28 protein-coding genes are annotated in these 23,287 nt (G+C 70.1%); 9 read left to right on the top strand and 19 right to left on the bottom strand.

Features of this window, described 5'->3' with window-relative positions; genetic code table 11:
- Positions 1-10 precede the first annotated feature (10 nt).
- Complete coding sequence (locus OG205_RS19865; RefSeq protein ID WP_330277726.1) at positions 11-325, top strand: hypothetical protein; 315 nt, start codon at positions 11-13, stop codon at positions 323-325.
- On the opposite strand, the gene OG205_RS19870 is transcribed toward OG205_RS19865, so the two are convergent.
- Positions 326-964, bottom strand: a complete 639-nt coding sequence (locus OG205_RS19870; RefSeq protein WP_330277727.1) for a TetR family transcriptional regulator — start codon at positions 962-964, stop codon at positions 326-328.
- A 74-nt stretch (positions 965-1,038) separates the two neighbouring features.
- Between OG205_RS19870 and OG205_RS19875 the strand changes: the two genes are divergently transcribed.
- Together OG205_RS19875 and OG205_RS19880 are read left to right on the top strand one after the other, a co-directional pair.
- The gene (locus OG205_RS19875) at positions 1,039-2,247 is read left to right on the top strand and encodes a cytochrome P450 (protein WP_330277728.1); all 1,209 of its coding nucleotides are present in this window, start codon (positions 1,039-1,041) and stop codon (positions 2,245-2,247) included.
- A gap of 3 nt (positions 2,248-2,250) precedes the next feature.
- Positions 2,251-2,445 carry a ferredoxin gene (locus tag OG205_RS19880; protein WP_330277729.1) on the top strand — a complete coding sequence of 65 codons (195 nt, stop codon included), beginning with the start codon at positions 2,251-2,253 and terminating at the stop codon, positions 2,443-2,445.
- A 2-nt stretch (positions 2,446-2,447) separates the two neighbouring features.
- Here OG205_RS19880 and OG205_RS19885 read toward each other — a convergent pair whose 3' ends face one another.
- Entirely contained in the window at positions 2,448-2,921 is a 474-nt protein-coding gene (locus OG205_RS19885) for a cupin domain-containing protein (protein WP_330277730.1), read from the bottom strand.
- Between the two features lie 66 nt (positions 2,922-2,987).
- Positions 2,988-4,574, bottom strand: coding sequence for a serine/threonine-protein kinase (locus OG205_RS19890; protein ID WP_330277731.1), 1,587 nt, complete (start codon positions 4,572-4,574; stop codon positions 2,988-2,990).
- 93 nt (positions 4,575-4,667) lie between these two features.
- Here OG205_RS19890 and OG205_RS19895 point away from each other — a divergent pair, with 93 nt between their 5' ends.
- Entirely contained in the window at positions 4,668-6,143 is a 1,476-nt protein-coding gene (locus tag OG205_RS19895) for a tannase/feruloyl esterase family alpha/beta hydrolase (protein WP_330277732.1), read from the top strand.
- A gap of 51 nt (positions 6,144-6,194) precedes the next feature.
- Here the strand turns inward: OG205_RS19895 and OG205_RS19900 are convergent, their stop codons facing one another.
- On the bottom strand, positions 6,195-6,602 hold the full coding sequence (locus OG205_RS19900; RefSeq protein ID WP_330277733.1) for a winged helix-turn-helix transcriptional regulator: 408 nt from the start codon (positions 6,600-6,602) through the stop codon (positions 6,195-6,197).
- A 28-nt stretch (positions 6,603-6,630) separates the two neighbouring features.
- On the opposite strand from OG205_RS19900, the gene OG205_RS19905 reads away from it, so the two are divergent.
- The gene (locus tag OG205_RS19905; protein ID WP_330277734.1) at positions 6,631-7,188 is read left to right on the top strand and encodes a hypothetical protein; all 558 of its coding nucleotides are present in this window, start codon (positions 6,631-6,633) and stop codon (positions 7,186-7,188) included.
- 6 nt (positions 7,189-7,194) lie between these two features.
- Here OG205_RS19905 and OG205_RS19910 read toward each other — a convergent pair whose 3' ends face one another.
- The 3 genes from OG205_RS19910 to OG205_RS19920 are packed head-to-tail and all read right to left on the bottom strand — an operon-like array spanning position 7,195 to position 9,318.
- Positions 7,195-8,049 carry an alpha/beta hydrolase family protein gene (locus OG205_RS19910; protein ID WP_330277735.1) on the bottom strand — a complete coding sequence of 285 codons (855 nt, stop codon included), beginning with the start codon at positions 8,047-8,049 and terminating at the stop codon, positions 7,195-7,197.
- Entirely contained in the window at positions 8,046-8,336 is a 291-nt protein-coding gene (locus tag OG205_RS19915) for an antibiotic biosynthesis monooxygenase (RefSeq protein ID WP_330277736.1), read from the bottom strand. Before OG205_RS19915 ends, OG205_RS19910 begins: the two co-directional genes overlap by 4 nt.
- A gap of 13 nt (positions 8,337-8,349) precedes the next feature.
- Positions 8,350-9,318, bottom strand: coding sequence for a hypothetical protein (locus tag OG205_RS19920; RefSeq protein WP_330277737.1), 969 nt, complete (start codon positions 9,316-9,318; stop codon positions 8,350-8,352).
- Positions 9,319-9,470: 152 nt separating this feature from the next.
- On the opposite strand from OG205_RS19920, the gene OG205_RS19925 reads away from it, so the two are divergent.
- Positions 9,471-10,169 (top strand): alpha/beta fold hydrolase, encoded by a 699-nt coding sequence (locus OG205_RS19925; protein ID WP_330277738.1) that lies wholly within the window; start codon positions 9,471-9,473, stop codon positions 10,167-10,169.
- Between the two features lie 12 nt (positions 10,170-10,181).
- Here the strand turns inward: OG205_RS19925 and OG205_RS19930 are convergent, their stop codons facing one another.
- Genes OG205_RS19930 through OG205_RS19945 form a run of 4 tightly spaced genes read right to left on the bottom strand, consistent with a single transcriptional unit; the run spans position 10,182 to position 14,518 of the window.
- Positions 10,182-10,652 carry a MarR family winged helix-turn-helix transcriptional regulator gene (locus OG205_RS19930; protein ID WP_330277739.1) on the bottom strand — a complete coding sequence of 157 codons (471 nt, stop codon included), beginning with the start codon at positions 10,650-10,652 and terminating at the stop codon, positions 10,182-10,184.
- 9 nt (positions 10,653-10,661) lie between these two features.
- On the bottom strand, positions 10,662-11,282 hold the full coding sequence (locus OG205_RS19935) for a hypothetical protein (protein WP_330277740.1): 621 nt from the start codon (positions 11,280-11,282) through the stop codon (positions 10,662-10,664).
- Positions 11,283-11,298: 16 nt separating this feature from the next.
- On the bottom strand, positions 11,299-11,763 hold the full coding sequence (locus OG205_RS19940) for an SRPBCC family protein (RefSeq protein ID WP_330277741.1): 465 nt from the start codon (positions 11,761-11,763) through the stop codon (positions 11,299-11,301).
- Positions 11,764-11,803: 40 nt separating this feature from the next.
- Complete coding sequence (locus OG205_RS19945) at positions 11,804-14,518, bottom strand: helix-turn-helix transcriptional regulator (RefSeq protein ID WP_330277742.1); 2,715 nt, start codon at positions 14,516-14,518, stop codon at positions 11,804-11,806.
- Between the two features lie 128 nt (positions 14,519-14,646).
- On the opposite strand from OG205_RS19945, the gene OG205_RS19950 reads away from it, so the two are divergent.
- Complete coding sequence (locus tag OG205_RS19950; protein ID WP_330277743.1) at positions 14,647-15,468, top strand: AraC family transcriptional regulator; 822 nt, start codon at positions 14,647-14,649, stop codon at positions 15,466-15,468.
- 101 nt (positions 15,469-15,569) lie between these two features.
- Positions 15,570-16,394 carry an alpha/beta fold hydrolase gene (locus tag OG205_RS19955; RefSeq protein ID WP_330277744.1) on the top strand — a complete coding sequence of 275 codons (825 nt, stop codon included), beginning with the start codon at positions 15,570-15,572 and terminating at the stop codon, positions 16,392-16,394.
- 172 nt (positions 16,395-16,566) lie between these two features.
- Here OG205_RS19955 and OG205_RS19960 read toward each other — a convergent pair whose 3' ends face one another.
- Positions 16,567-17,121 carry an EF-hand domain-containing protein gene (locus tag OG205_RS19960; RefSeq protein WP_330277745.1) on the bottom strand — a complete coding sequence of 185 codons (555 nt, stop codon included), beginning with the start codon at positions 17,119-17,121 and terminating at the stop codon, positions 16,567-16,569.
- Positions 17,122-17,244: 123 nt separating this feature from the next.
- Between OG205_RS19960 and map the strand changes: the two genes are divergently transcribed.
- Positions 17,245-18,072: a type I methionyl aminopeptidase gene (gene map / locus OG205_RS19965; RefSeq protein WP_330277746.1), complete on the top strand. Its 828-nt coding sequence runs from the start codon at positions 17,245-17,247 to the stop codon at positions 18,070-18,072.
- Here map and OG205_RS19970 read toward each other — a convergent pair.
- The 7 genes from OG205_RS19970 to OG205_RS20000 are packed head-to-tail and all read right to left on the bottom strand — an operon-like array spanning position 18,054 to position 23,286.
- Positions 18,054-18,470, bottom strand: a complete 417-nt coding sequence (locus OG205_RS19970; RefSeq protein ID WP_093588358.1) for a VOC family protein — start codon at positions 18,468-18,470, stop codon at positions 18,054-18,056. The genes map and OG205_RS19970 overlap by 19 nt on opposite strands.
- Positions 18,467-18,712, bottom strand: a complete 246-nt coding sequence (locus tag OG205_RS19975) for an acyl carrier protein (protein ID WP_093588359.1) — start codon at positions 18,710-18,712, stop codon at positions 18,467-18,469. Before OG205_RS19975 ends, OG205_RS19970 begins: the two co-directional genes overlap by 4 nt.
- The gene (locus OG205_RS19980; protein ID WP_330277747.1) at positions 18,705-20,558 is read right to left on the bottom strand and encodes an HAD-IIIC family phosphatase; all 1,854 of its coding nucleotides are present in this window, start codon (positions 20,556-20,558) and stop codon (positions 18,705-18,707) included. Before OG205_RS19980 ends, OG205_RS19975 begins: the two co-directional genes overlap by 8 nt.
- Before the next feature lie 13 nt (positions 20,559-20,571).
- Positions 20,572-21,588 carry a 3-oxoacyl-ACP synthase III family protein gene (locus OG205_RS19985; protein WP_330277748.1) on the bottom strand — a complete coding sequence of 339 codons (1,017 nt, stop codon included), beginning with the start codon at positions 21,586-21,588 and terminating at the stop codon, positions 20,572-20,574.
- Positions 21,585-22,886, bottom strand: coding sequence for a hypothetical protein (locus tag OG205_RS19990; RefSeq protein ID WP_330277749.1), 1,302 nt, complete (start codon positions 22,884-22,886; stop codon positions 21,585-21,587). Before OG205_RS19990 ends, OG205_RS19985 begins: the two co-directional genes overlap by 4 nt.
- Positions 22,886-23,113: an acyl carrier protein gene (locus OG205_RS19995; protein ID WP_319973562.1), complete on the bottom strand. Its 228-nt coding sequence runs from the start codon at positions 23,111-23,113 to the stop codon at positions 22,886-22,888. The genes OG205_RS19990 and OG205_RS19995 overlap by 1 nt, the downstream gene beginning before the upstream one ends.
- The gene (locus OG205_RS20000; RefSeq protein ID WP_093588364.1) at positions 23,110-23,286 is read right to left on the bottom strand and encodes an MbtH family protein; all 177 of its coding nucleotides are present in this window, start codon (positions 23,284-23,286) and stop codon (positions 23,110-23,112) included. Before OG205_RS20000 ends, OG205_RS19995 begins: the two co-directional genes overlap by 4 nt.
- Position 23,287: the final 1 nt, after the last annotated feature.

Consider the following 23,287-nt stretch of genomic DNA (forward strand, 5'->3'; position numbering starts at 1 on the left):
CTCTCGACGTGTGACCGAAATCGACAGTGGCCGCCTCGCCGCTCTGGCCGGGTTCGCCACCACCGCCGTGTTGCTCGTGCTGACCGTCGTCGCCTTCCAGACCGATGCCCTGGAGTCGTTCGGCTGGCAGGGTGGCGAATACGCCTACTCGTTCATCTGGATCGCGCTCGGCTCGGCCGTCGTCGGCCTGGTCTTGAAGATGGCCACTCCCGCTCCCTGGCGTTCTGCCGGAACGGGAATGGCGCTCGCCGGCACGGTCGGCGTGGTCGTCGTCATCACGCTGATCGTGGTGTTCGTGTGGGCCCTGTCGAATCTGTCGGTGTAGCTACAGCATCCGGGACAGGCCGCGCAGCGCGGTGGCGATCTGCTCGCGGTGCCCTTCCAGCGTCTCCCTCGTGACGCCGTCGGCCGCGGCCGTCGCGACGTCGTCCGTGGCGACCTTGAGCACCGCGCTCATGGCGGCGGCCTGCACGCGGACCTCGATGGCGTCGCGCGCCAGGCCCGCGCGTTGGGCGAGCACCTCCCCGAGCGCGTCCTCCGCCCGTTCGCGCAGCATCAGGTAGGCGGCGCGCAACGCCCGTTCGCCGTGGGTCAGCCGCACGACGGCCAGTACCGCCTCGATGTCCTCGTCGGTGGCCGCGTCCAGCAGCGGGCTGTAGGCCTCGCGCAGGTGGTCGACCAGTTCGAGTTCGCGCGGCCAGTCGTGCAGCACCTCGCAGAAGGCGTCGACCATCTTGGTGAGCAGCGGTTCGACGCAGCTCTCCTTGTGCGGGAAGTAGCGCCAGAACGTGCGTTCGGAGACGCCCGCGGCCTGCGCGATCTGCTCGCCGGAGGTGGCGGCGACGCCCTGGTCGGCGAACAACCGGACCGCGTGGCGCGAGATGTCGAGGCGCTGACGCTGACGTTGCTCGTCGCTGACCGGCGGCCTGCCCCGGCGAGGCTTTTCTGTCGCAACGTCCGTCATCGGGCGATTTAAGCACGTCACCCGGCCGGGAACATTTATTGGCACCATCTGCCATTAAGCGCTACGGTCGGTGCATGAGCATTGACGCAGAGCGCCTGAAGCTGCCGCTGGCCAGGCCGAACGTCCTCGATCTCGCTCCGCTCTACGAGGTGCTGCGACGCGAGGCGCCGATCGCGCCCGTGACGACACCGGCCGGCGACCCCGCCTGGCTCGTGACGCGGTACGAGGAGGTCCGCCTCCTGCTGGGCGACAAGCGCTTCGGCCGGTCGCACCCAGAACCGGAGAAGGCGTCCCGCATCTCGACCGCCGCCGTCCAGGACGGCCCGACCGGCGAGTACGAGACCGAGGAGGCCGACCACACGCGCATGCGGCGGCTGCTGACGCCGGCGTTCTCCGCCAAGCGGATGCGCATGCTGGGCGACAACATGGAGGAGCTGGTCGACGCCTGCATCGACCAGCTGATCGCCGAGCACTCGTCGAGCGGCGTGGTGGACCTGCACCACGGCCTCGCGTTCCCGTTGCCCGTGGCCATGATCTGCCGGCTGCTCGGCGTGCCGGAGGAGGACAACGAGAAGTTCGCGTCGCTGTCCGAACGCATGGCGGGCACGGAGATCGGCGAGGAGGCGCACAAGGCGCGCGAGGAGTTCTTCCACTACATGGTCGGGCTCGTCGAAGCCAAGCGCGGGCAGCTAGGCGAGGACGTGATCTCCGACCTCGTGCGCGCGCAGGCCGAGGACGCGTCGTACGACTACGTGCAGATGGTCCGGCTCTGCGTCGGATTGTTGTTCGCGGGCCACGAGACCACCGTCAACCGCATCGGCCTCGGCGTGCTGTTCCTGCTCACCGACCGCTCGCGCTGGGACGCGCTCGTCGCCGACCCGGACGGCCGCGTGGACGCGGTGGTCGAGGAGGTCATGCGCCTCGGCGCACCCGGTGACCTCGGCCTGCTGCGGTACGCGCGGGAGGACGTCGACATCGCGGGCGTGACCATCCAGGCCGGGGACGCGCTGGTCCTCTCGATCAACGCGGCCAACCGCGACGCCTCGGTGTACTCCGAGGCCGAGGAGTTCAACCCGGACCGTCCGGAAAGGACACACCTCGGCTTCGGCCACGGCGCCCACTTCTGCATCGGCGCCTCCCTGGCCCGCACCGAACTGCGCGTGGTGTTCGCCGCGCTGGCCAAGCGCCTGCCGTCGATGAGGCTCGCCAAGGACCTCGACCAGCTGCAGGTCCGCGCGACGCTCACCGGCGGCGTCGCCGAGCTGCCCGTCACCTGGAGGTAGGCCGTGAAGGTAGTGGTGGATCAGGGAAAGTGCGTCGGCGCCGGGCAGTGCGTGCTCGCGGCGGACGACGTGTTCGACCAGCGCGACGACGACGGTCTGGTGGACCTGCTGGACGCCAGCCCACCGCCGGAGCGCCTCGCTGACGTGCGGCACGCGGCGGCCGTGTGCCCGGCTTCGGCGATCGCGGTGGAGGACTGACCTCAGCTCTCCACGAAGTACGAGTCGTGCTCGTCGAGGAACGCGGCGCGGTCGGCCGCCGCGACCTCGCCGAGCCGCTCGAAGTACTCCTCGCGCGGCGCACCGGGCGTGAACAGCAGCAACATCTCGGCCGGTGCGTCGGAGTCGTTGCGGAAGGCGTGCAACCCGCCTTGCGGAACGTGCAGGAAGTCGCCCTCTCCCGCCTCGACCCACTTGTCGCCGTTGTACAGGCGCACGACGCCGTTGAGGATGAAGAACGACTCGGAGATGGTCCGGTGGAAGTGTGTCGCCGGACCTCCCGCCCTCGGCCTCATCACGACCCGGTACAGGCCGAACTCGCCGCGCGTGGTCTCGGTGGTCGCGAGGTAGTGGATGCCGCTGTCGGGCACACCGTTGTCGATCGGGGTGCTCGCGGGCCGGTAGCGCGCGCTCACCTCGCCGGCTTCGCCGAAGTAGACCTTCTCGGGGTAGGACATGGTGTTCATCCCTTGCTCGTGGATTCCTTCACCAGGAAGACCGGATTGCCCACGAGAATGTGACAGCTACTGCTTCACCAACGGCTCGACCAGTTTCGAGCCGTCCGCCTTGCCGACGAAGCAGTGGATGAGGCGGTCCGAGGTGCGGTACCCGTTCTCCGTCTTGACCTTCCACGCCTCGGCGGTCGGGATGATCACCCAGTACCGCAGGGTCTTCTCCTTGTCCTGGCCGGTCACCTTGTCCGACAGGAACGTCCGCGTGCAGCCGGAGCCGCCCATCCTGGTGAGCTGCTCGGCGCCGGGGTACGGCACGTCCTTCTCGATCTCGATGTCGGCGAGCACGGTGTCGAGCGACTCGACGTCGTGCGCGGCGTAGCAGCCGACACGGTCCTCGGCCTGGATCTTCGGGGCGCCCTTCGCGGGCAGCCAGGTGAGGCACGAGTTCCGGAACGCCAGCGACAGCGTGCCGTCCTCCAGATCGCCGTCCGGGCCGATGGTCAGGACCGGCTGCATCGCGGCGGTGCTCGCGGGGTCGTCCGGCACGCGCGGGGCCGCGGCGATGAGCATCGGCCTGAACACGGTGACGTACAACAGGACGAGCGCGCCGACGAGGAACAGCGGGATCAGCGTCACCGTCAGGACCAGGCCCACCGGTCGCTTGCGGTGAGGAGGAACCGGGAAGGCCGGGGCGGGAGCGAACTGGCCGATGGCCACCGGACCGGACGTGGGCAGGGGTCCGCTTCCGGACGCTGCGGCGAGGTTCACGCCCAGCGTCGGGCCGGCCACCGTCGGCCCGCCATCGACCACCGGACCGGTCACCACGGGTGGCCTGGCCGGGTAGAGCTCCGCGACGGCCAGTGCGTGCTCGATGAGCTCGTGTGACTTGGCCACGCCAAGTCTGCGTGCGGGATCGGGTTCCATCAGGCCGGTGATCAGCTCGCCGAGCGGGCCCGCGACCCTGGGCACCGGGCGTTCGCTCATCACCGCGAGGATCGTGGCCGAGGTGGTCGGGTGGTCGAACGCGCCGCGCCCCTCCACCGCGAAGAACAGCGTCGCCCCCAACGCCCACAGGTCCCAGGCCGGCGATGCCTCGCCGCCCGCGAGGCGTTCCGGGGACATGTAGGCGGGCGAGCCGATCAACGTGCCGGTCGCGGTCAGCCGGGGATCGTCGACGGACTGGGCGATGCCGAAGTCGGTGAGCTTCGCGGTGCCCCTGCCGGGCACCATCACGTTGCCGGGCTTGACGTCCCGGTGCACGACACCGGACCCGTGCGCCGCCTCCAACGCGTTCAGCAGCTGACCCGCGAGCGTCGCGGCCGCGCGGGCACTGAGCGGTCCGGAGCTTTCGACCAGCGACTCCAGCGTCGGAGCGTTGATCAGCTCCATCACGATGAACGTCTGGTCGTCCTCGGAGATGAGGTCGTAGACGGTGACCACGGCCGGGTCCCGAAGTTGCGAGGCGATGCGTGCCTCGCGCAGCACGCGTTCCTGGTACACGGCGCGTTCCTGAGGCGGCACGCCCACGGGCAGAAGCAGTTCCTTCACGGCGACGTCGCGGCCGAGGACGGTGTCCTTTCCGAGCCACACGGCCCCCATGCCACCCCGGCCCAGCTCGCGTTCCAGCCGGTAGCGTCTGTTGCCCACCTCGCGCATGCGCGGCAGTCTTTCACCCGGTCCAGTGACGTACACGCGCAGCGTCATCTGACGGGCGCGACGGGCCGGAGGCCCCGCTTAACGTCGCGCGGCGTGAGACGACTGACGAAGCTGTTGGCAACAACGCTGCTCCTGACCGGGCTGGCGCCCCTCGCGCCGGCATCGGCGAGCACCCCGAACTGCACGACGGTCGCGGTCACCGCCCCCGCCGGTGCGAAGATCGAGTCCGTGGACGCCGTGAGCCGTCCCGAGCACTGCGAGATCACCGTGACGCTCACGCACGCCGACGACCACGTGAAGGTCGTCGTCGGTCTTCCGCTGACCGGCTGGACGGGCCGGCTGCAGGGCGTCGGCGGCAGCGCGTACGCCGCGGGTGACACCGGCGCGCCGTTCACCCAGGCCGTGAAGGACGGCTACGCGGCCGTGACGACCGACGCGGGCGTGCTGGACGGTCTCAACACGAGCTGGGCGCTCAAGAACGGCGAGATCGACCGCACGCTGCTGACCAACTTCGCCACGCGTTCGGTGCACGAGGCGGCCGTGATCGCGAAGCAGGTCGTGCGCAAGCACTACCAGCGTTCGGTCAGCTACTCCTACTGGAACGGCTGCTCGACCGGCGGCCGCCAGGGTTACGCGGAGGCGCAGCGGTTCCCGGACGACTACGACGGCGTCCTCGCCAACGCGCCCGCCGTGAACTGGTCCCAGTTCGCCGTCGCGACGCTGTGGCCGCAGGTCGTGCAGGGCAACGACGGGCACGTCGTCGGCAACTGCGTACTGCAGGCGTTCCAGAAGGCCGCGATCGAGGCGTGCGACGCGCAGGACGGTGTCACGAACGGAATCGTCGACCGGCCGGACCGTTGCAGCTACGACCCGCGTCAGCTCGTCGGCGCGAAGATCCTGTGCGAGGGCAACGAAGTCACGGTGTCCAAGGCCGACGCCGACGTCATGCGCAAGATCTGGGACGGCCCTGCCGACGAACGCGGCCGCACCCTCTGGCCAGGTCTGCCGAAGGGCGCCGACCCGGTCTGGCTGGCGGGCACGATTCCCGGCTTCCCCGGCCCCGGTTTCCCCGTCGCCGCGCAGTGGGTGCAGAGCTTCCTTCTCAAGCAGCCCGGTTTCGACACCTCGAAGCTCACCTACGCCCAGTACCGCGACCTGTTCCGGCAGTCGGTCCGCGAGTTCGACGGCGTCATCGGCACCTCGGACCCCGACCTGTCGGCGTTCCGGCGCTCGGGTGGCAGGCTGATCACGTTCGTCGGCACCAACGACCAGCTGATCCCGCCCGGCGGCACGCTGAAGTACCGCGACGCGGTCGAACGGCGCATGGGGTACGTGAACGACTTCTACCGTCTGTTCACCGCGCCCGGCGTCGACCACTGCTTCGGTGGCGACGGCCCGCAGCCGACCAATGCCCTGAGCCAGCTCGTCGACTGGGTCGAGCGCGGCAAGGCCCCGGCGACGCTGACCGCCGCCACGGCCGACTCGACCCGCAACCTGTGCCCGTACCCGAAGACCTCGCGGTACGCCCACGGCGACCCGAAGGCGGCCTCCAGCTACCGCTGCGTCTAAGTCGTACCGGCCGTTCGGGACGGCGGCGGAGTTTCGCCGTCGTCCCGGTCGTCATCGACCTCTGAGCGAACCGCCACAGCTCATCGCGTCGGTCGGCGCGGCCTCGCCGTGCGTGCGCACGAGATGAGCCTCACCCCACACCCGGACTCCCTCGACGACGGGCAGAACCGTTTCCCCGTAAGGCGTGAGCCGGTAGATGACCGGCGCCGGAACGGGTCCGGTCTCCACGCGTTCGACGAGCCCGTCGGCTTCGAGCTCGCGCAGTTGCTCGGCCAGCACCTTGGGCGTGATCGGCGCTCCTCGGCGGCGCAGCCCGGCGAAGTGGGTCTCCCCGTGGGCGAGCCAGTAGAGCAGGGTCAGCTTCCACTTCCCGCCGATCGCGGCGAACGCGGCGGCCATCGGGCAGCCGGGCAGCGGGTTGGGGCGCGAGGGGTTACCCGCAGGTGCCTTCTTGTCCATGGCCGCACTCCGCTCGGATAGTCAGGCCATGACCTTGCCACACAAGCGAATCCTGATCGCGGTCCTGTCCTTCCTGATGGTGGCCGCGGCGGCCGCGGCCGCCGCCGAGCCTCAGGCCACCGGCGGTCAGCGCGACTTCGACTGGGAGATCGGCAACTGGCGCACCAGCGTGCGCGTGCTCGCCGAACCGCTGTCGGAGTCCGCGGACGAATGGCTCCAGTTCACCGGTACCAGCCTCGTGCGTCCTCTCATGGACCGGCGGGCGAACGTCGTCGAGCTCAAGATCGCGGGCGAGAGCGGCCGGATCGAGGGCATGAACCTGCGGCTGTTCGAACCGCAGGCGAACCGCTGGAGCCTGAGCTTCGTCAGCCTGCGCGACGGGCTGCTCACGCCGGCGGCGTTCGGCGGATTCCGCGACGGCGCGGGCGAGTTCTACGGCGACGACCAGCTCGGCGGCCGCCCGATCAAGGTGCGTTTCCTCGTCTTCCGCCAGGGGCAGGACAAGGCCAGGTTCGAGCAGGCCTTCTCCGGCGACGGCGGAACGACGTGGGAGACGAACTGGATCGCGGTCGACCGCCGGATCTGACCGCCGTCAGAAGAGCTTCTCCCCCAACCACTTCCGCGCCACCGTCCACGCGTGCCCGTCGGGTTCGATGACGCTGAAGTGGTCGCCGCCGGGCGATTCCACGAACTCCGCCAGAGCGTGCGTCTTCGCGTACGTGCGGCTGAACTCCGCCGGAACCACCTCGTCCGCGGCGCCGTGGATCGCGAGCACCGGCACACCGCCGTCCGCCATCTCCACCGGTGACGTGACCGCGTACAGACCGGGATCCTCCACCGCCGAGGCCCCGAGCAGCAGCCGCGTCATGCCGTTCCCGACCCCGGCCGCCACGATCGGCCAGGCGTCGGGTCCGGACGGTCCGGGCGCACCCCTCGGCGGCTCGCCGTCGAGGTCGGCCAGTTCGGTGCCGAGCCGGGCGTTGTCGGCGGAGACCAGGTCGAGCACACCGGCGATCGACACCGCGCCCACCAGCCGGACCGCCGGACGCGCGCCGGCAACACCGTCCGGCAGCCCGGCCCGGTGCGCGGTCCACGTCGCGAGGTGACCACCGGCCGAGTGACCCACGACGGCCACGCGCGAGAGGTCCAGCGGCGCATCGAGTTCCGCCACCAGGTCGACGGCACGGGCGACGTCCTCGAACGTGCCGGGCCACCCGCCACCGGGTTCGCCGACGCGGCGATATTCGATGCTCCACACCGCGTAGCCCTGATCGACGAGGTCGGCGATCAGCGGCTGCACGGCCGTGTCGTCCCACATCGCGGCCCACCAGCCGCCGTGGATCATCACGACGACCGGGAACGGGCCGTCACCGGACGGCAGGCGCAACACGCCGTACTGGGACGGCTCGGCGCCGTAAGCGACCTTGCGAGACAGCGGGATCGTCATGCGGAGAGCTCGCCTTCCTCTGCGGTGACGAGCGAGTCGATCGCGTCGAAGAACGCCTTGATGCCGGGCCGGTTCGGGCCCTTCCGGCTGGACACCGCGTAGTCCTCCGACGAACGCCACTCGACGATGTCGAGCCATTCGTCGCCAGGCAGCCGCACGAGCCGGGCGCCGAGGAATCCCTCTCGGTCCGCCTCGAAGTCGGCGACCATGGCCGGACGGGCGGCGAGCAGCGCCTCGACCTTCTCGGGCACCACGCGGAAGCGGGTCAGTTCCACCGAAGTAGTCATAAACTGATGATAGTCATGATTTGTGACTAAATCCAGGCAGTGAGCGCCATCCGATGGCGCCGATGAACACGGTCAGCGCTCCCACGAGTGCTCCGGTCATCAGGCGCCATCCGGCGGGCTGGGTGAGGTTCAGCCACTGCGCCGTCAGCGAGACCGACGCGGCCAGGGGGAAGGTGAACGACCAGAAGCCGGGCGAGAACTTCAGCCCGCGGTAGCGCGGCAGCATCCCGATCTGCATCAGCAGCAACACCACGCCGAGGCCGGCGATGGACTGCGCGACGGGGTCCACCACGTGCCCGTTCAACGTGAACCACGCGAGGCCGCCGACGGCCGGCGGTGCCAGCAGGATCATCGTGGTGGGCACCAGCGCGTCGGGCAGCGGGCCGCCGAACGTGAGGCGCGGCACCACGACGGCCGTCAGCGCGACGCCGAAGAACGCCCCGGCCCCGAACAACGCCCACGCCAGACCGCTGTTCCCGAACTTCATCGCCACGTCGGCGCCGATGAGTCCCGGCGCGACAGTCGGCAGCAGGTAACCGGGGTGCAGCGACGCCGGTTCCAGCCTCCCCTCGAACCAGAAGCCGAACACGACGACCACCAGCGTCGCCGAGGCCGTCAGCGCCACCAGGTACAGCGCCCACCCCGCCACGTGCGAGTACGCGTGCAGCTGCGCCGCCAGCAACATCGCGGTGACCGGCGCCAGCGACGCGATCGGTCCCTGCGCCGGATGCCGCAGCTGGTCGATCAGCCGTTGGCCGCTTCTCGCGCCCCGCACGAGGTGCGCGACGATCAACCAGACCCAGGCGATCGCCGCCACCGCCCAGAACACCTGGGACACGGCGCGCGGCAGTCCGAGCGCGGGACTCGCCCACGTCCACGCCCCGGCGAGTCCAGCCAGGCCGAAGCCGATGGCGAACGTGGTCAGCGGAATCCGCGTCACCCGCAGGGCTCCCGCGACGGGCTGAACGAGCGTGCTGGTCATGAGTCCTCCGTGGACAGTCCGTTCCTGCAGGAGGAATGTTTCGCCACAGGGCGGTGACCGCGCGTCTGTCAAATGACCGTCGTGAGAACGACCGTCGCCCCGACCGTCAGATGACGGACGCTGTGCGAGGACGCCACGACCACGATGGAGACATGAAACCCACCATCGTTCTGGTCCATGGAGCTTTCGCGGAGTCCGGCGGCTGGGGTCCCGTCGCCGACCGCCTGCAGGCCGAGGGACACCGCGTCGTCGCGGCCGCCAACCCGTTGCGCTCGGTCGCCTACGACGCCGCCCAGGTGCGGGCGCTCGTCGACTCGATCGAGGGCCCCGTCGTGCTGGTAGGCCACTCCTACGGTGGCATGGTCATCAGCAAGGCCGGTGCGGGCGCGGAGAACGTGACCGCTCTGGTGTTCGTGGCCGCGTTCGCCCCGGAGGCCGGGGAGAGCGGCGCGAGCCTGTCCGGCAAGTTCCCCGGCAGCACGCTCGGCGAGACGCTGCGCACCGTGGACCTGCCCGACGGCGGGCAGGACGCCTATGTCGCACAGGAGCTGTACCACCGGCAGTTCGTCGCCGACGTGCCCGCCGAGCAGGCGCGGCTGATGGCGATCACCCAGCGGCCGATCACGATCGCCGCGCTCAACGAGGCCGCCGAGGGCCCGCAGGCGTGGCGCGGGCTGCCGAGCTGGTTCGTGATCGCCGAGGCGGACAGGAACATCCCGTCCGCGTCCGTGCACTTCATGGCGGAACGCGCCGGTGCGGAGATCGTCAGCGTCGAGGGTGCCTCGCACGCGGTGTTCGCCTCGAACCCGGATCTGGTCGCCGACGTGATCCTGCGCGCCGCGAACGCGTGAGCGGGTGGCCGGTCAGTCCTGTGTGGACCGACCGGCCAGGCGCTGGTGTTCGGTGATGTCGACCAGCATGCGCTTGAAGCGCGTGTACTCGCCCTTGCCGACGCGTTCGGCGTGCCGCTCCTGCATGGCGGCCATGATGTGGTCCGCCGCCTGCATCTGCGCGAGCCCGCGCACGGTCGGGCAGATCAGCTTCGCCCTGCGGTCGCTCGGGTCCGGCCGCCGTTCGACGTAGCCGAGCGTCTCCAGCTCGTCGATCAGCGTGCCGATGATCTGCTTGTGCTGCCCGGAAAGGTGCGCGAGGTCCGTCGCGCGCACCCCTTCCGGGTCCAGATAGGCCAGCACCGCGCCGTGGCGGTGCTTCAGGTCGCCGAACCCCAGCTCGGCGAGCGTCTGGAAGAGTTCGCGCTGCACGGCGAACAGCAGGCGGCCCGACAGGACTCCCAGATCGGGGTTCGAGGCGTTGCGTTCCGCGCGGGTGACCATCGGAACACCCTAGCGACGGACCAGTTCGCGCCCGAGGACCTCCCTCAGATGGACCTCGATGAACACCCGCAGGTAAGGGTCGTGGGCCAGCTCGTCGAACGCGGCCGCGAGCGCGGGATCCCGTTGATCGGTCAGGTTCACGATCCGCCACAGGTTCAGCGGGTCCTGCTCGCTGCCGCCCACCGAGTGCTCGACGTGGAAGATCGGCTGGCCGGTGCCCGCGGTGAACACGCGGCCGTCCGGAGCCTCGAACCGCTCGTCGCCCACGAAGAACGCGCGGCGGTTCTCGTGGTCGAGCCGCACGTGCTCGATGATCAGCGCGGTGCGCGCCCTGTCGGTCCAGAGGCGTTGCTCGGACACCCGCGTGAACTCCTCGACCTGACCGCGCCAGACGCTCGGGAACTTCTCGGCGCCCGGCAGGACCACGGTCGGGATGAAGACGTCCGGCGCCTTGGCCTTGCGGACCTCCATGTCCCAGAGCTGCGCGCCCGTGTACTCGAACGGCGGGGACACCACGTAGCGCTCGTGCAGCACGTCGTTGACCCGCACCGGCGGCAGGTCCGCCGTCGTGGCGCCGGCCGAGGTCCAGGCCTGCTCGAAAACCGCCTCGTGGTCGAGCGTGGTGACCATGACGTCTCCCAACTAGTCATCGATCGTGATAGTCACGATAGCTGACCATATCGAGCGAGGCCAGCCACTCCCCCGTCTCGTCGAGGCGTCGAGTCGCCCGCAGGGACGCCGAAGGCCCGCGCGAGGCCTCCTGGAAGTGCACGCGGGTGCGGTCGCCGGGCTCGGCGAGCAGCAACCACGACTGGTAGAAGCTCAGACCGTCGCTCACCGCGATCCAGCCGAACCGCTCAGGGCGTTCGAGCTCGCCGACGATGCCGTCGAGCGTGTGCAGCGCGGTCACCACGAGGAACGCGCTGCCGACCGCGAGTTCGCCCTCTGCCTGCACGCCGGTGGTCCCGCGCTGCCACCTCGGCCATTCCCCCGGCGCCGTGAGGTGGCCGAACACGGCATCCGGCGGCGCCGCCGCCACGAGCCGTTCGTGGTTGACGAAGCTGTCGCAGTGCTCCGGCCCCCAACCGGGAGGCCAATGGACGTCTGTCATGCCCCCGAGCGTGTCGCGAGCGCCGCCGCGACAGCATCCGTCACATGACGGTCCGGTCGTCGTACGAGGTCAGCGCGTCGCGCAGCGCGGCACGGGAGGTGATGCCCAGCTTGGGGAAGATCTTGTAGAGGTGATCGCCGACGGTCCGGTGCGACAGGAACAGCTTCTGGCCGATCTGCTTGTTGGTCAGGCCGCCGCCCGCCAGCTCGGCGATCTCGCGTTCCTGCGGGGTCAGCAGCGACTCGGCCGTCGCCTGGCGGGTGATGCCCGTGGCACGCAGCTCGGCCGCGGCCCGGTCACGCCAGGGCACCGCGCCGAGTGCGTTCATGGCGTCGTGGGCGAGCGTGAGCTGCTCTCGGGCGCCACCGGTGTCCCGCTGCCTGCGCAGGCGTTCGCCGTAGAGCAGCCGCACGCGTGCCGTGTCGAACGGCCACAGGTCGAGGTCCGGAGCGGAGAGCGCTACCTCGAACTCCTTGGTGTCGGGCGCTGTCAACGCGTTCGCCGCCGTGGCGAGCAGTCTCATCCGCGGTGAGAGGAACTTCATGGGGGCCATCGCGGCCGCGTGCTGCTCGGCCTCCTGCCGGCGTCCGGTGTGCAGGGCGGCCTCGACGAGGTCCAGGCCCGACCACAGCGCCGTGGGCCGGAAGTGCGCGAGCTGTCCGGCCGGGCTGACCCTCGTCGCGTACCGGTGAGCCGCCGGGAAGTCGCCTGCGCCGATCTCGGCGAGCCCGCGGGCCTGGAGCGCGAAGTACGAGACGCCCAGCGCGCGGTTCGCCTGCGCCCACCGGACCGTCGTGTCGGTGAGCTGCCGCGCGGCCTCGACCTGACCCCGGCCGGCCGCGACGAGAGCCTGCACCCAGTCGAAGTACCAGCGGAAGAAGCGGAACCCGTGCTCCGCGCACACGGCGATGCCCTCGTCGGCCAGTTCCCACGCCTCGTCCCACCGTCCTGAGTGGAACTCGTCGACGGCGAGGTGGATGAGCGCGCCGATGTAGCGCCGCGCCGGGCCGTTGCCCTCACGGCCGTGCTGCACGAGGAGACGTTCCGGACCGCGCAGCCGGTGCAGGCGGTCGCCGAACAACGCGGCCGTGCCGATCCGCACGAGCCTGGTGGGTTCCTCGTCGTCGTCCACCGAGTCGATCAGCGCGTCGAGCGTGGCGACGTCGTCGGTGGTGGCGCTCGCGGGGTCGGCGAACACGGCCGCGTTCACCCGCGTCACGGGCGACGGTTCCGGAACGAGCTTGTCGACCAGCGAACGGTGATGGCGTCCTGCCTCCTCCGTGCCGACCCACCAGCTGATGAGCATCAGGCTGTGCATGGCCTCGGTCAGCACCGGGTCCTCGGCGTCGAAGCCGTGGTCACCGGCCTCGACGGCGCCTGAGAGCAGCCGGTAGGCCGTGGTGACGTCGCCATCGCTGTTGATCAGCAGGTGCGCGGCGGCCGCGGCGGCGTACAGCGTCTCCGGGACGCCGGTCTGCCGCGCGTCCCCGAGCAGCCTGGTGGCGGTGGCCATCTCGCCGCCGTTCTCGGCGCCGATGTACGCGGCCTCGGCGAGCCTTCTGCCACGGGCGTCCTGGTGCGGACTGAGTTCGGCAGCCCTGGTCAGCGCGACGATCGCGCCCAGTGCGTCGCCCCGTTTCGACAGCGCGTGGGCCGCCGCCTCGAGTTGTGCCGCGATGTCCTCGTCCGGGTCCAGGGTGGACTCCGCGAGGTGCCGGACGCGCCGTTCCGGGGAGTCCGCGACGGTCGCGAGCACGCCGTGCGCCCAGCGCCGTTCGGTCTCCGTGCACGCCTCGACGACCGCGGCTTTGACCAGCGGGTGCCGGAACGTCAGCCGGTTCGGGCCGATCTGCACCAGCCGGGCCTCCTCCGCCGGCGCCAGGTCGTCGAGCACGCAGTCGTTGTTGTTGGCGGAACGCAGCCGCGCGAAGTCGACGTTGCCCGCGAGCGCGCACAGCAACAGCATCAGGCGAGCCTTCTCCGGCAGCTCGCGCACGCGGCCGGTGAACAGCACCTGGAGGCGTTCCGGGAGCGGCAACGCCTCGCGCAGGGTGGTGAAGTCGGTGCGCTGCTCACCGTCCAGCGCGGACGGCAGCTCCAGCAACGCGAGCGGGTTGCCGGCCGCCGTCTCCAGCAGTCTCCTGCGCACGGCCGGCGCCAGGTCGGGGAAGTTCTCGTTCACCAGCGCCCGTGAGGCCGGGACGGGCAGCGGCGACAACGTTGTCTCGTTGAGGCCGCTCTGCTGGAAGAACCCGCGCTCGCCCGTGCGGCAGGCACCGAGGAACACGATCGGGCTGCCGACGAGCCGTCGCGCGACGAAGCCGAGCACCTCGGCGCTCGCCCGGTCGACCCAGTGCAGGTCGTCGACGATGATCAGGAGCGGCTGTCGTTTCGCGACCGCGCGCAGCCACATCAGAGCGGCGTTCGACACGACGAGCCGATCGGGAACGGGGCCGACGTCGAACCCGAGCGCGCGCTTCAGCGCCGTGCGGTGGGCCTCATTAAGCGGCGGCATCTCGTCGCCGAGGGGGAACAGCAGCTGGTTGAGCGTCGAGTAACCGACCTCGGACTCGAACTGGGCACCGGCGGCCCTGAGGACCTGCGCGCCGCTCTCCCGGGCGGCGAGCTCGTCGAGGACGGCGGTCTTGCCCACTCCGGCGTCACCGGAGACGAGCAGCGCTCCACCGCGCACTCCGGCGGTGTCGAAGTACGCCCTGATCGAACTGATGTCCTGCTCACGGCCGATCAACGACACTGGCCGGTCCCTCCCGAGGTGCGATGCTCCCGCGGGAGCATCGCTCGCGCCAATCGAGATGGCCACGTCCGAGCGGCTCAACTTCCGTCGAAATCGTATCTAGTCATGAAATATGATAATAATAAATCGTGACTAATCTGAGCGGGCTCGTCCGGCTGGCGCGACCAGCGGGCGAGATCGACGTGCGCTGCCTGATGGCCGGGGGCGTGACTCTCGACAACCCGGCGGCCGAGCGCGGCGCGGTCCCGTTCCACCTGCTGCTCGACGGCGCCTGCACGCTGACGTCGGGCACGTGCTCGGTCGATCTGCTGCCCGGCGACATGGCGCTGCTGCCGCACGGTGACGCGCACGTCGTGACGTCGGACGAGAGCATCGACCTGTTCTGCGGCCACTACCGCTTCGACCAGGCCGGCTCGCTGCTGTTCCGGCTGATGCCGCCGGTCGTGCACGTGACGCTGGACCCGCCCGCGCTGGCGCTGGCCGAGGTGCTGCGCGCGGAGGCGGTGTCCGCGGGCGCCGGCTCCCAGGCCGTGATCTCCGCCCTGCTGGACGCGCTGCTGGTCATGACCCTGCGCAGCCGCCCCGACCAGCGCCTGGACACCCCGGGACTGTGGACGGCGATGGGCGACGACGTGCTCGGCCGCGTGATCACCGGCGTGCTGGAGCAGCCAGGCGAGCCGTGGACGATCGACCGGCTGGCGAGCGAGGCATCGATGTCGCGGGCCACGTTCCTGCGGCGGTTCAGCGCCAGGACCGGCACGACCGTGGCGACGCTCCTGACCGCGATCCGGATGATGGCCGCGGCCGACCTGCTCAGCAGCACCGATCTGTCGGTGACGCGGGTCGCCGGCGAGGTCGGCTACCGGTCCGAGTCGGCGTTCAGCCAGGCGTTCCGCGCGGCGCTGGGCACGTCGCCCGCGAGGTTCCGCCGGGAGTCCGCGTCGCGCTGACCGTCGCCACTGCCACGGTCCAGTCATGTGACAGACCCTGAAGGCGTGACCGGCGGAGCAGAGTCACCCCTGACAGCACCGAGCCGACAGGGAGCACCGCGATGCCGACGATCACCACCGAGGACGGCGTGGAAATCTTCTACCAGGACTGGGGCACCGGTCAGCCGATCGTGTTCAGCCACGGCTGGCCGCTGTCATCGGACGACTGGGACACCCAGATGTTGTTCTTCGTCCGGCAGGGCTTCCGGGTCATCGCGCACGACCGCCGCGGCCACGGCCGTTCGTCCCACGTCGCCACCGGCCACGACATGGACCACTACGCCGCCGACCTGGCCGCGCTGACCGACCACCTCGACCTGCGCGACGCCGTCCACATCGGACACTCCACCGGTGGCGGCGAGGTCGTGCACTACCTCGCCCGGCACGGAGAGTCCCGCGTGGCGAAGGCAGCTCTGCTCGCCGCCGTGCCGCCCCTGATGGTGCAGACCGAGGCCAATCCTGGCGGGCTGCCGCTGTCCGTGTTCGAGGGTCTTCAGGCTCAGCTGGCCGCTAATCGGTCGGAGTTCTACCTGGCGTTGCCGTCCGGGCCGTTCTACGGGTTCAACCGGGATGGGGTGGAGCCTCGGGAAGCCTTGATCCGGAACTGGTGGCGGCAGGGGATGATGGGGTCTGCGCTCGCGCATTACGAGGGGATCGTGGCGTTCTCGCAGACCGACTTCACCGAGGATCTGCGGAAGATCACCGTGCCTGTGCTGGTGATGCACGGCGATGACGATCAGATCGTGCCGATCGCCGATTCCGCGTTGTTGTCGGCGCCGTTGTTGAAGAACGGGACTTTGAAGGTCTACGAGGGGTTCCCGCACGGGATGCCGACCACGCACGCGGACGTGATCAACGCCGACCTGCTGGAGTTCATCCGGTCCTGACGTCGGGTCGGCTTGCATCGAGGCTTGACCTTGAGCCTCTGGCTGGGCGCGTAGTCGGCCTCAAAGACCGGGGTTCACAGCGCCCCGGCCGAGCCCGAACAGGGCGGCATCCAACCCCTCAAGGTCAAGCCCCCATCGCCATGAGCGGGGTGCTCGCCTGCCGTGCGAGCCGTCAGACGCGTTGCAGCGCCTTCGGGTACAGCCAGCTACCGGGCGTGTCCTCCGCCGGGTTCGTGTAGTAGTCGCGCACGGCCGTGACGTATTCGTGCACGCTGATCGCCCCGTCACCGTCGGTGTCGAGGTGCATGAACGCCGTCAGGCAGTCGGCCTCGGCCAGGCCGCGCGCCTTCAGCAGCACGCCGAACTCGGCGGAGTCCACGCGGCCGTCGCCGTTCGTGTCCATGATGACCAGGAGGGATTGGACGACCTCGAGGAAGTCCATGGCGATCGGGCCGCCCTCCACGAACGCCTCGATCATGGCCTCGCGGTACTCCTCGGGGCCGATGCGGCCGTCGCGGTCGGTGTCGCAGTGGTCGGCCAGCATCTCCCAGAAGCGGTCGTAGGCCTCGACGAGTTCGCGGCCCCGCTCCGAGGACGCTGGTTCGCCGAACGCCTGCAGCAGGCGGTTGGCCAGCGCGTAGACGTCGGCTAGTTCGATGACGCCGTTGCGGTTGACGTCGTAGTGGGCGAAGGTCGAGTCGATCCTGTGCTGCAGCACCTGCTTCATGACCAGGCACTGTGGTGACGCCGGGCCGTCGGCGCAACGCGCGTCCCCCTCCTGGGTGGTGTTGTTCAGCCGGTTCCGCGAAGCCGGTATAGTTATACCGGCACCCGCTGATGGAGGAACACGTTGATCGAGCTCAAGTCGCCCGCGGAGATCGAGCGCATGCATGTCACCGGCCAGTTCATCGCGGAGGTGCTCGACGAGCTCTCCGCCAGGGCCGCGGTGGGTGTGAACCTGCTCGACCTCGAGCATCACGCGCGTCACATGATCGAGGAGCGCGGCGCCGTGTCCTGTTACTGGGACTACTCGCCGTCGTTCGGGCGTGGGCCGTTCCGCAACGTGACCTGTCTGGCCGTCAACGACGCGGTGCTGCACGGGCTGCCGAAGAGCTACGTGCTGGAGGACGGTGACGTGCTGACGATGGACATCGCGGTCACCGTCGACGGGTGGGCGGCCGACTCGGCGATGACCGTTGTCGTCGGCACGCCGCGTGAGGAGGACCTGCGGCTGGTTCGGGCCACCGAGGTGGCGCTGGCGGCCGCGATCGAGGTCGCGCAGGCCGGTAATCGCATCGGTGACATCTCCGCGGCGATCGGCGAGGTCTGCACCGGGCTCGGGTACACGCCCAATCTCGAGTTCGGCGGGCACGGCATCGGGCGCACCATGCACGAGGCGCCGCACGTGGCCAACAACGGGCGTCGGCGGCACGGCATGAAGCTCAAGCCCGGGCTGACCATCGCGATCGAGCCGTGGCTCGCCGCCACCACCGACCAGATCATCTACGACGAGGACGGCTGGACGTTGCGTTCGGCCGACGGGTCGCGCACCGCGCACTCGGAGCACACCGTCGCGATCACCGAGGACGGGCCGTTGGTGCTGACGCGCCGCAAGAGCGAGCTGAGGCCTCAGGCAGGGCCCGAGGCCTCCGAGTCCACTCAGGCGCGGTTGCCGTAGTCCACTAGCTCGACCAGCAGCCCCGTCGACGGCCCGAGGTGCGCGAACGCCACCCGCAGCCCGGGCCGTCCACCCTGGCACGGCTTCTCGTCGACGAGGATCGCGCCGCGGTCCTGCAGCGCCGCCAGATCCGCGTCGATGTCGTCCACCTCGAACGCCACGTGGTTCAGGCCGGGGCCGAGCCGCGCGAGGTGCCCGTGGACGGCGGCGTCGGGGCGCACCGGCGCGACCAGTTCGATCGACGTCGTGTCGCCGGGGCACTGCCAGAACGAGGTCGCCACGCCGTAGACGTCGACGTCGTCCTCGTAGGTGCACTTCAGGTCCATCAGGCCCATGCCGGACGCGGCGGCCTTGATGTCGTTGGTGACCACGCCTACGTGGTCGATGCGCAGGATCATCCCGACTTCTCCTGTGCGCTCGACACGGCGGCGACGAGGCTGCCGACGTCCTTGATCGCGAAGTACTCCTGCAGGTCCAGGCGCACCGCGAACTTCTGCTCGATGCCGGTGAGCAGGCGCAACGCGTCGTAGCTCGTCCAGTTGGCGAGCGCGTCGAACCGCGCGTCGGCCGAGATGTCCTCGGCCGGCAGGTCCGTCACCTGGCCCACGAGGTCCGCGACCTCCACGAAAACCTCAGACATCGGCCGACTCCCTTTCCACGACGAGGTTCGTCCACTCAGGACTGATCTGCGGCCGCGGGTGCAGCGGCAGTGCGAAACGGCCGTCCGCCAGGCGTTCGAAGCCGGCGTCCGGGTAGAACGCGGCCGCGGCCTTGTTCCGTTCGGTGGCAGCGAAGTCGGCCTCCAGCCGCACAGCGCCCGAGGACGCGGCGCGGTCGGCGATGTGCTGCACGACGGTGTGCTCGACGCCGCGGGTGAAGACCCGGCAGCTCATCACGAAGTTCTCGACGAGCCAGTGGTCGTGGTGCTTCGACACCCAGACGCCGCCGACGACGCCCTCGGCACCGAACCGGTCCGCGACCTCGAAGACCAGCACGACGTGGTCCTCGGACGCGGCCATCTCCCTGGTGCGGGACTCGGCGTGCGAGGTGCCGATCATGTTGAACTGGTTGGTGCGCTGCCCCAGCTGGACGAGCCGCGGCAGGCTGAACTCGTCGGCCTCGCGGACCGAGACCTGGATCTCCAGGCTGCGCAGGTAGTCCTGCACCGAGCTGAACGAGCCGGCGAACTCGGTCCGTTCGGCACGGGCCTTGTAGAGCTGCGTGCGGTCGCGGTCGGTCGCCGTGGTGGTCAGCACGTCGAACGAACCGTTGCGCTGCAACGCCGTCACGTGGTCGGCCGGGTCGCCGTTCAGGTGCACGACGGTGACCTCGGGGATCGAGCCGCGGACGAGCTGCGTCTCGAACGTGCTGTCGTCGGCGAAGACGAAGCTGTCCAGGCCGAGGTTGAGGCGGCTCGCGAGCCCGCGGATGTTGTGGTCCTTGGGCTGCCAGTCGACCGCGCTCGCCGCGATGTCGGCGGGGCGGATCACCATGTCCGGGTGGTCGTTCAGGACCTCGTCGACGATCGTGGCCTCGTTCTTGCTGGCCAGCGCCAGCACCACACCCTGCTTGCGCAGCTGGACGGCGCGGCGTTGCATCTCACGGAAGGCGTTGCCGGGGTACATCGAGCCGATCTGGATGCCGCTCGGGCCGTCGTCGCCGACGACACCGCCCCACAGCGTGTTGTCGAGGTCGAGCACCAGGACCTTCTTGGCCAGGCCGAGGAACGCGCGGCAGAAGTTCGCGGCTTCGGCGGCGTAGACCTGCTCGACCTCGGGCGTCCAGGCCGCGCTGGCGAACCGGTACAGCCGTTCGTCGCGCAGCCGGGCCGGGGCGTCGACCAGGTACGCCTCCAGGTCCAGCGCGTGCACCTGGTCGTGGCGCAGGGCCATGCCGAGCAGGTCGCTGTTCAGGTCGCGCCAGGCCCTGCCCAGCGCGGCCCTGCCGTCGAACGCCACGACGCCGCGCATCTCCACCGGCGACAACGGCACGGTGTGCACGAGGACAGCGCTGCCGGAGCGTTCGGTGAAGGCGCGGACCAGGTTGTCGAACATCGACCAGCGGCCGCGGACGTTGTTGTCGAACGACTCCACGTCGTCCCATTCCGCCGGGACGAACCAGTCGTCGTGCAGCAGGCACAGGGTCACCTGCGGCTCGAACGACGCCAGCGGCGAGTCGGGGCTGCTCAGGTCGACGGCCAGCTGGTCGAAGCCGGACACGTGGATCTCCGGCGCGATCCCCTTGCCCAGCAACGCGATCCGCAGCAGCGGCGCGACCCCGGACGCGGTGAACGTGCCGGTGATCGCGATCTTCAACGGCTTCAGCTTCCCCAGCAGCCCCGCCGGTACCTTCGCGAGCAGCCGTCCGGCCTCGAGCAACGCCGGAACGTCCTTCAACTGCTGGAGATCGGTCAGCAGCGCCGGGTCGGCGGCGGCGTCCGGTCTCGTCAACTGGCGGATCCGCGCCAGGATCTCTTTGGTCTCCACGGTGTTCTCCCCCTCAGATCGCCAGAAGCGTGCACAGCCAGTGCATGCCGCTGGCCGTGCTGGTCAGTGCCACGACGTCGCCCTCGGTGAGCTCCTCCGTCGTGAGGTAGTGCTCCAGCGACATCAGCTGGTCGGCGCACCCGACGTGCCCGTACGCCTGCGAGACCTCGGTGTTCGTCCATTCAGGACCCTGGTCGAGGTCCTTGGCCAGCAACGTCATCGCCGGCACGCTGTCGTGCAGGTGCAGGAGCTTGCGCAGGTCGCCGGGCGTGATGCCGGCCCGCTTGCAGGCCCGGCGCACGACCTCGTGGTTGTTCGTGCGGATCGTCGAGACGAACTCGAACATCTTGCGGATGTCGCCCGCGAAGAACTCCTCGAGCCGCTTCTGCGGGCTCTTCACGCCCACGTCCGTCTGCCCGGCGAAGGGCCGGGCAGCGGCGCCGACGTCCATCATCATGAAGTCGGCGTACCGGCCGTCGCTGATGATCTCGGTGTTCAGCCACCGGTTGCGCGGGTGGTCGCGCTGCACCACGGCCGCCGCCGCGCCGTCGGAGAAGATGCTGGTGTTGATCTCCATCCGGTTCCAGTACGGCTCGCACACCCGGTTGGCGCCGATGATCAGCGCCGTGCGGTAGTCCGGGTGCGTGGCGAACTTGCCGGCGACGACGTCGAACGCGGCCACTCCCCCGCCGCACGCCTGGGTCAGCAGCACGTTCTCCGACCCGTGCGCGCCGATCTTGGCCTGGGTGGCGCCGGCGGCGTCCCAGTACAGGTGCTCGGACAGGTCGGACATCGCCAGCACGATCAGGTCGACCTCGTGCGGTTGCACGCCCGCGTTGCTCAGCGCCTTCGCACCGGCCTCGGCGGCCAGGTCGGTGAGGCCGACCCCGTCCTTCGCGCGGTGGAACGTCCGGTAGCCCCAGCCGAGCACGCGGTCGACGTCGCCGGTGTAGTCGGCGGCGGCGGACGCCACGTCCACGGGATCCCCGAGAACGTGGCCGAGCGACATGATTCCGAAGTGGACGGTCACGGGATCTCCTCGATTCTGGCCCCGGCGTCCGTCAGGAATCCGGCGGTGATCTGGTTGTGCGGGGTGCGGCGGTGCCGGAAGGCGATGTCGCCGTGTTCTTCGCGCAGCCGCTGGAGCACGACGTCCTCGACTCCCTTGCCGAGCACGACGCAGGACAGCGAGAACACGTCCACGACGCCGTCACCGGTGATGCCGACCGCGCCGCTGACGCCGTACTCGCCGAACTTGTCGCTCACGCGGACCGCGAACACCTCGCGGTCCTCGGACAAGTCGAGCTTCTCGGTGCCGAGGGTGAAGTCCTTGGCCCTGGACACGACCTCGACGACCTTGGCGGCCGAGTCGGGTCCCACGGGCTGAAGGTCGACCTCGACGTTCAGGCCCGCCATGAAGTCGTCCAGCGAGACCGTCTCCCTGGCGGTGCGCCGAGCGCGCCGGACGGTGGTGTCCGGGGCGGGAAGGCGGTCCAGCAGCCCGGACCGGACGAGCTCGTCCCGCCACGCGTCGGGCTTGGCGTCCAGCCGCAACAGGACCGCGGACTCGGCAGGGACACCGGCCGCCACGGCCAGCGCCGCGACCTCCTCCGTCCCCGTCCGCACCACGACCCTGGCCCCGGACTCGCGCAGCCGGTTCACCGGCTCGCCGAACGCGGCGACCGAGTCCTGGTCCACCACGACGACCCGCGGCGTCAGCCCGTACACGGCCCGGAGCACGCCGGCGAGCCGAGCTCCCAGCTCACCGAACACCGCCTCGGTGTACGGGATCTTGGCGAACTTGAACATCGCGGCGTGGTGGGCCTTGGCCGTGCCGACCGCGCGGACCGCCTGCTCGGCGTCGACCACCCAGGCGTCCGGCCTGTTCGCCAGCTCGGCCCGGATCGCCTCCCTGGCCTCGTGGGCCACTGCGGCCGTTCCCGCGGCCCGCCCGTCGTCGAGGTGCCCGAACGCCCGTTCCTCCGGCACCGCGGGCAACACGACGACCAGGAACGACTTCCAGCGCCGTGCCGCCGACAGCGCGGCGTCGACCGCGGTCTGCAGCTCGTCGCCCAGCTCCTCGAACCGAGGAGCCACCACGAGCACGTCCGGCCTCGCCAGCGCCATCGCCGACGTGTCGTCCAGGCACTGCCGCACGATCTGGTTGAACGGCGCGGTGCTGAACGAGACCGGCAGCCCGGCGTCGTGCAGCGCGACACCGACGTACGGCATCAGCGGGTCGATCGTGTAGCTCGCCAGCAGCCCCACGCTCACGGCCGGGCGGACCTCGGTCCTCGCGATCTCCTGCCAGCGCAGACGCACGTCCATCAGACCTCGACCCCCTTGGCCCGCAGCACTTCCCGGACGTCCCGGACGGTGCGCGCGTCGGCGATCTCCTCGTAGTCGAACGACAGCCCGTAGGCCTCCTCCAGCATCACGATCAGCTGGATGTGCCGCATGCTGGTCCAGCTCGCCAGCGTGTCCTGGCCGGCGTCGTCGGTGACGTGCGCGGGATCGACGTCCAGCGCTCCGGCCACCACATCGGTGAACGTCATGACCGTCCTCTCAGGCTGAGCGGGCGCATGTCCGTCCACACGCGACCGATGTGCGCCAGGCACTCGTCCTTCGTGCCGCTGACCCCCGCGTCACGCCACCCCGGCGCGTTGTCCTTGTGCGCGGGCCAGAGCGAGTACTGCTCTTCGTCGTTGATGACAACTCGATGAGTCACG

Origin of the sequence: Lentzea sp. NBC_00516, from assembly GCF_036346835.1 — a bacterium.
Taxonomy (GTDB): Bacteria; Actinomycetota; Actinomycetes; order Mycobacteriales; family Pseudonocardiaceae; genus Lentzea; species Lentzea sokolovensis.

Bases quoted from the DNA above. Each gene is read 5' to 3' on its own strand.
- OG205_RS19875 (WP_330277728.1), top strand. From the start codon at position 1,039: ATGAGCATTGACGCAGAGCGCCTGAAGCTGCCGCTGGCCAGGCCGAAC.
- OG205_RS19900 (WP_330277733.1), bottom strand. From the start codon at position 6,602: ATGGACAAGAAGGCACCTGCGGGTAACCCCTCGCGCCCCAACCCGCTG.
- OG205_RS19890 (WP_330277731.1), bottom strand. From the start codon at position 4,574: ATGCGCGAGGTGGGCAACAGACGCTACCGGCTGGAACGCGAGCTGGGC.
- OG205_RS19970 (WP_093588358.1), bottom strand. From the start codon at position 18,470: ATGATCCTGCGCATCGACCACGTAGGCGTGGTCACCAACGACATCAAG.
- OG205_RS19940 (WP_330277741.1), bottom strand. From the start codon at position 11,763: ATGACAGACGTCCATTGGCCTCCCGGTTGGGGGCCGGAGCACTGCGAC.
- OG205_RS19960 (WP_330277745.1), bottom strand. From the start codon at position 17,121: ATGAAGCAGGTGCTGCAGCACAGGATCGACTCGACCTTCGCCCACTAC.
- OG205_RS19975 (WP_093588359.1), bottom strand. From the start codon at position 18,712: ATGTCTGAGGTTTTCGTGGAGGTCGCGGACCTCGTGGGCCAGGTGACG.
- OG205_RS19990 (WP_330277749.1), bottom strand. From the start codon at position 22,886: ATGGACGTGCGTCTGCGCTGGCAGGAGATCGCGAGGACCGAGGTCCGC.
- OG205_RS19870 (WP_330277727.1), bottom strand. From the start codon at position 964: ATGACGGACGTTGCGACAGAAAAGCCTCGCCGGGGCAGGCCGCCGGTC.
- OG205_RS19920 (WP_330277737.1), bottom strand. From the start codon at position 9,318: ATGACCAGCACGCTCGTTCAGCCCGTCGCGGGAGCCCTGCGGGTGACG.
- OG205_RS19905 (WP_330277734.1), top strand. From the start codon at position 6,631: ATGACCTTGCCACACAAGCGAATCCTGATCGCGGTCCTGTCCTTCCTG.
- OG205_RS19910 (WP_330277735.1), bottom strand. From the start codon at position 8,049: ATGACGATCCCGCTGTCTCGCAAGGTCGCTTACGGCGCCGAGCCGTCC.
- OG205_RS19930 (WP_330277739.1), bottom strand. From the start codon at position 10,652: ATGGTCACCCGCGCGGAACGCAACGCCTCGAACCCCGATCTGGGAGTC.
- OG205_RS19915 (WP_330277736.1), bottom strand. From the start codon at position 8,336: ATGACTACTTCGGTGGAACTGACCCGCTTCCGCGTGGTGCCCGAGAAG.
- OG205_RS19885 (WP_330277730.1), bottom strand. From the start codon at position 2,921: ATGTCCTACCCCGAGAAGGTCTACTTCGGCGAAGCCGGCGAGGTGAGC.
- OG205_RS19995 (WP_319973562.1), bottom strand. From the start codon at position 23,113: ATGACGTTCACCGATGTGGTGGCCGGAGCGCTGGACGTCGATCCCGCG.
- OG205_RS19925 (WP_330277738.1), top strand. From the start codon at position 9,471: ATGAAACCCACCATCGTTCTGGTCCATGGAGCTTTCGCGGAGTCCGGC.
- OG205_RS19955 (WP_330277744.1), top strand. From the start codon at position 15,570: ATGCCGACGATCACCACCGAGGACGGCGTGGAAATCTTCTACCAGGAC.
- OG205_RS19935 (WP_330277740.1), bottom strand. From the start codon at position 11,282: ATGGTCACCACGCTCGACCACGAGGCGGTTTTCGAGCAGGCCTGGACC.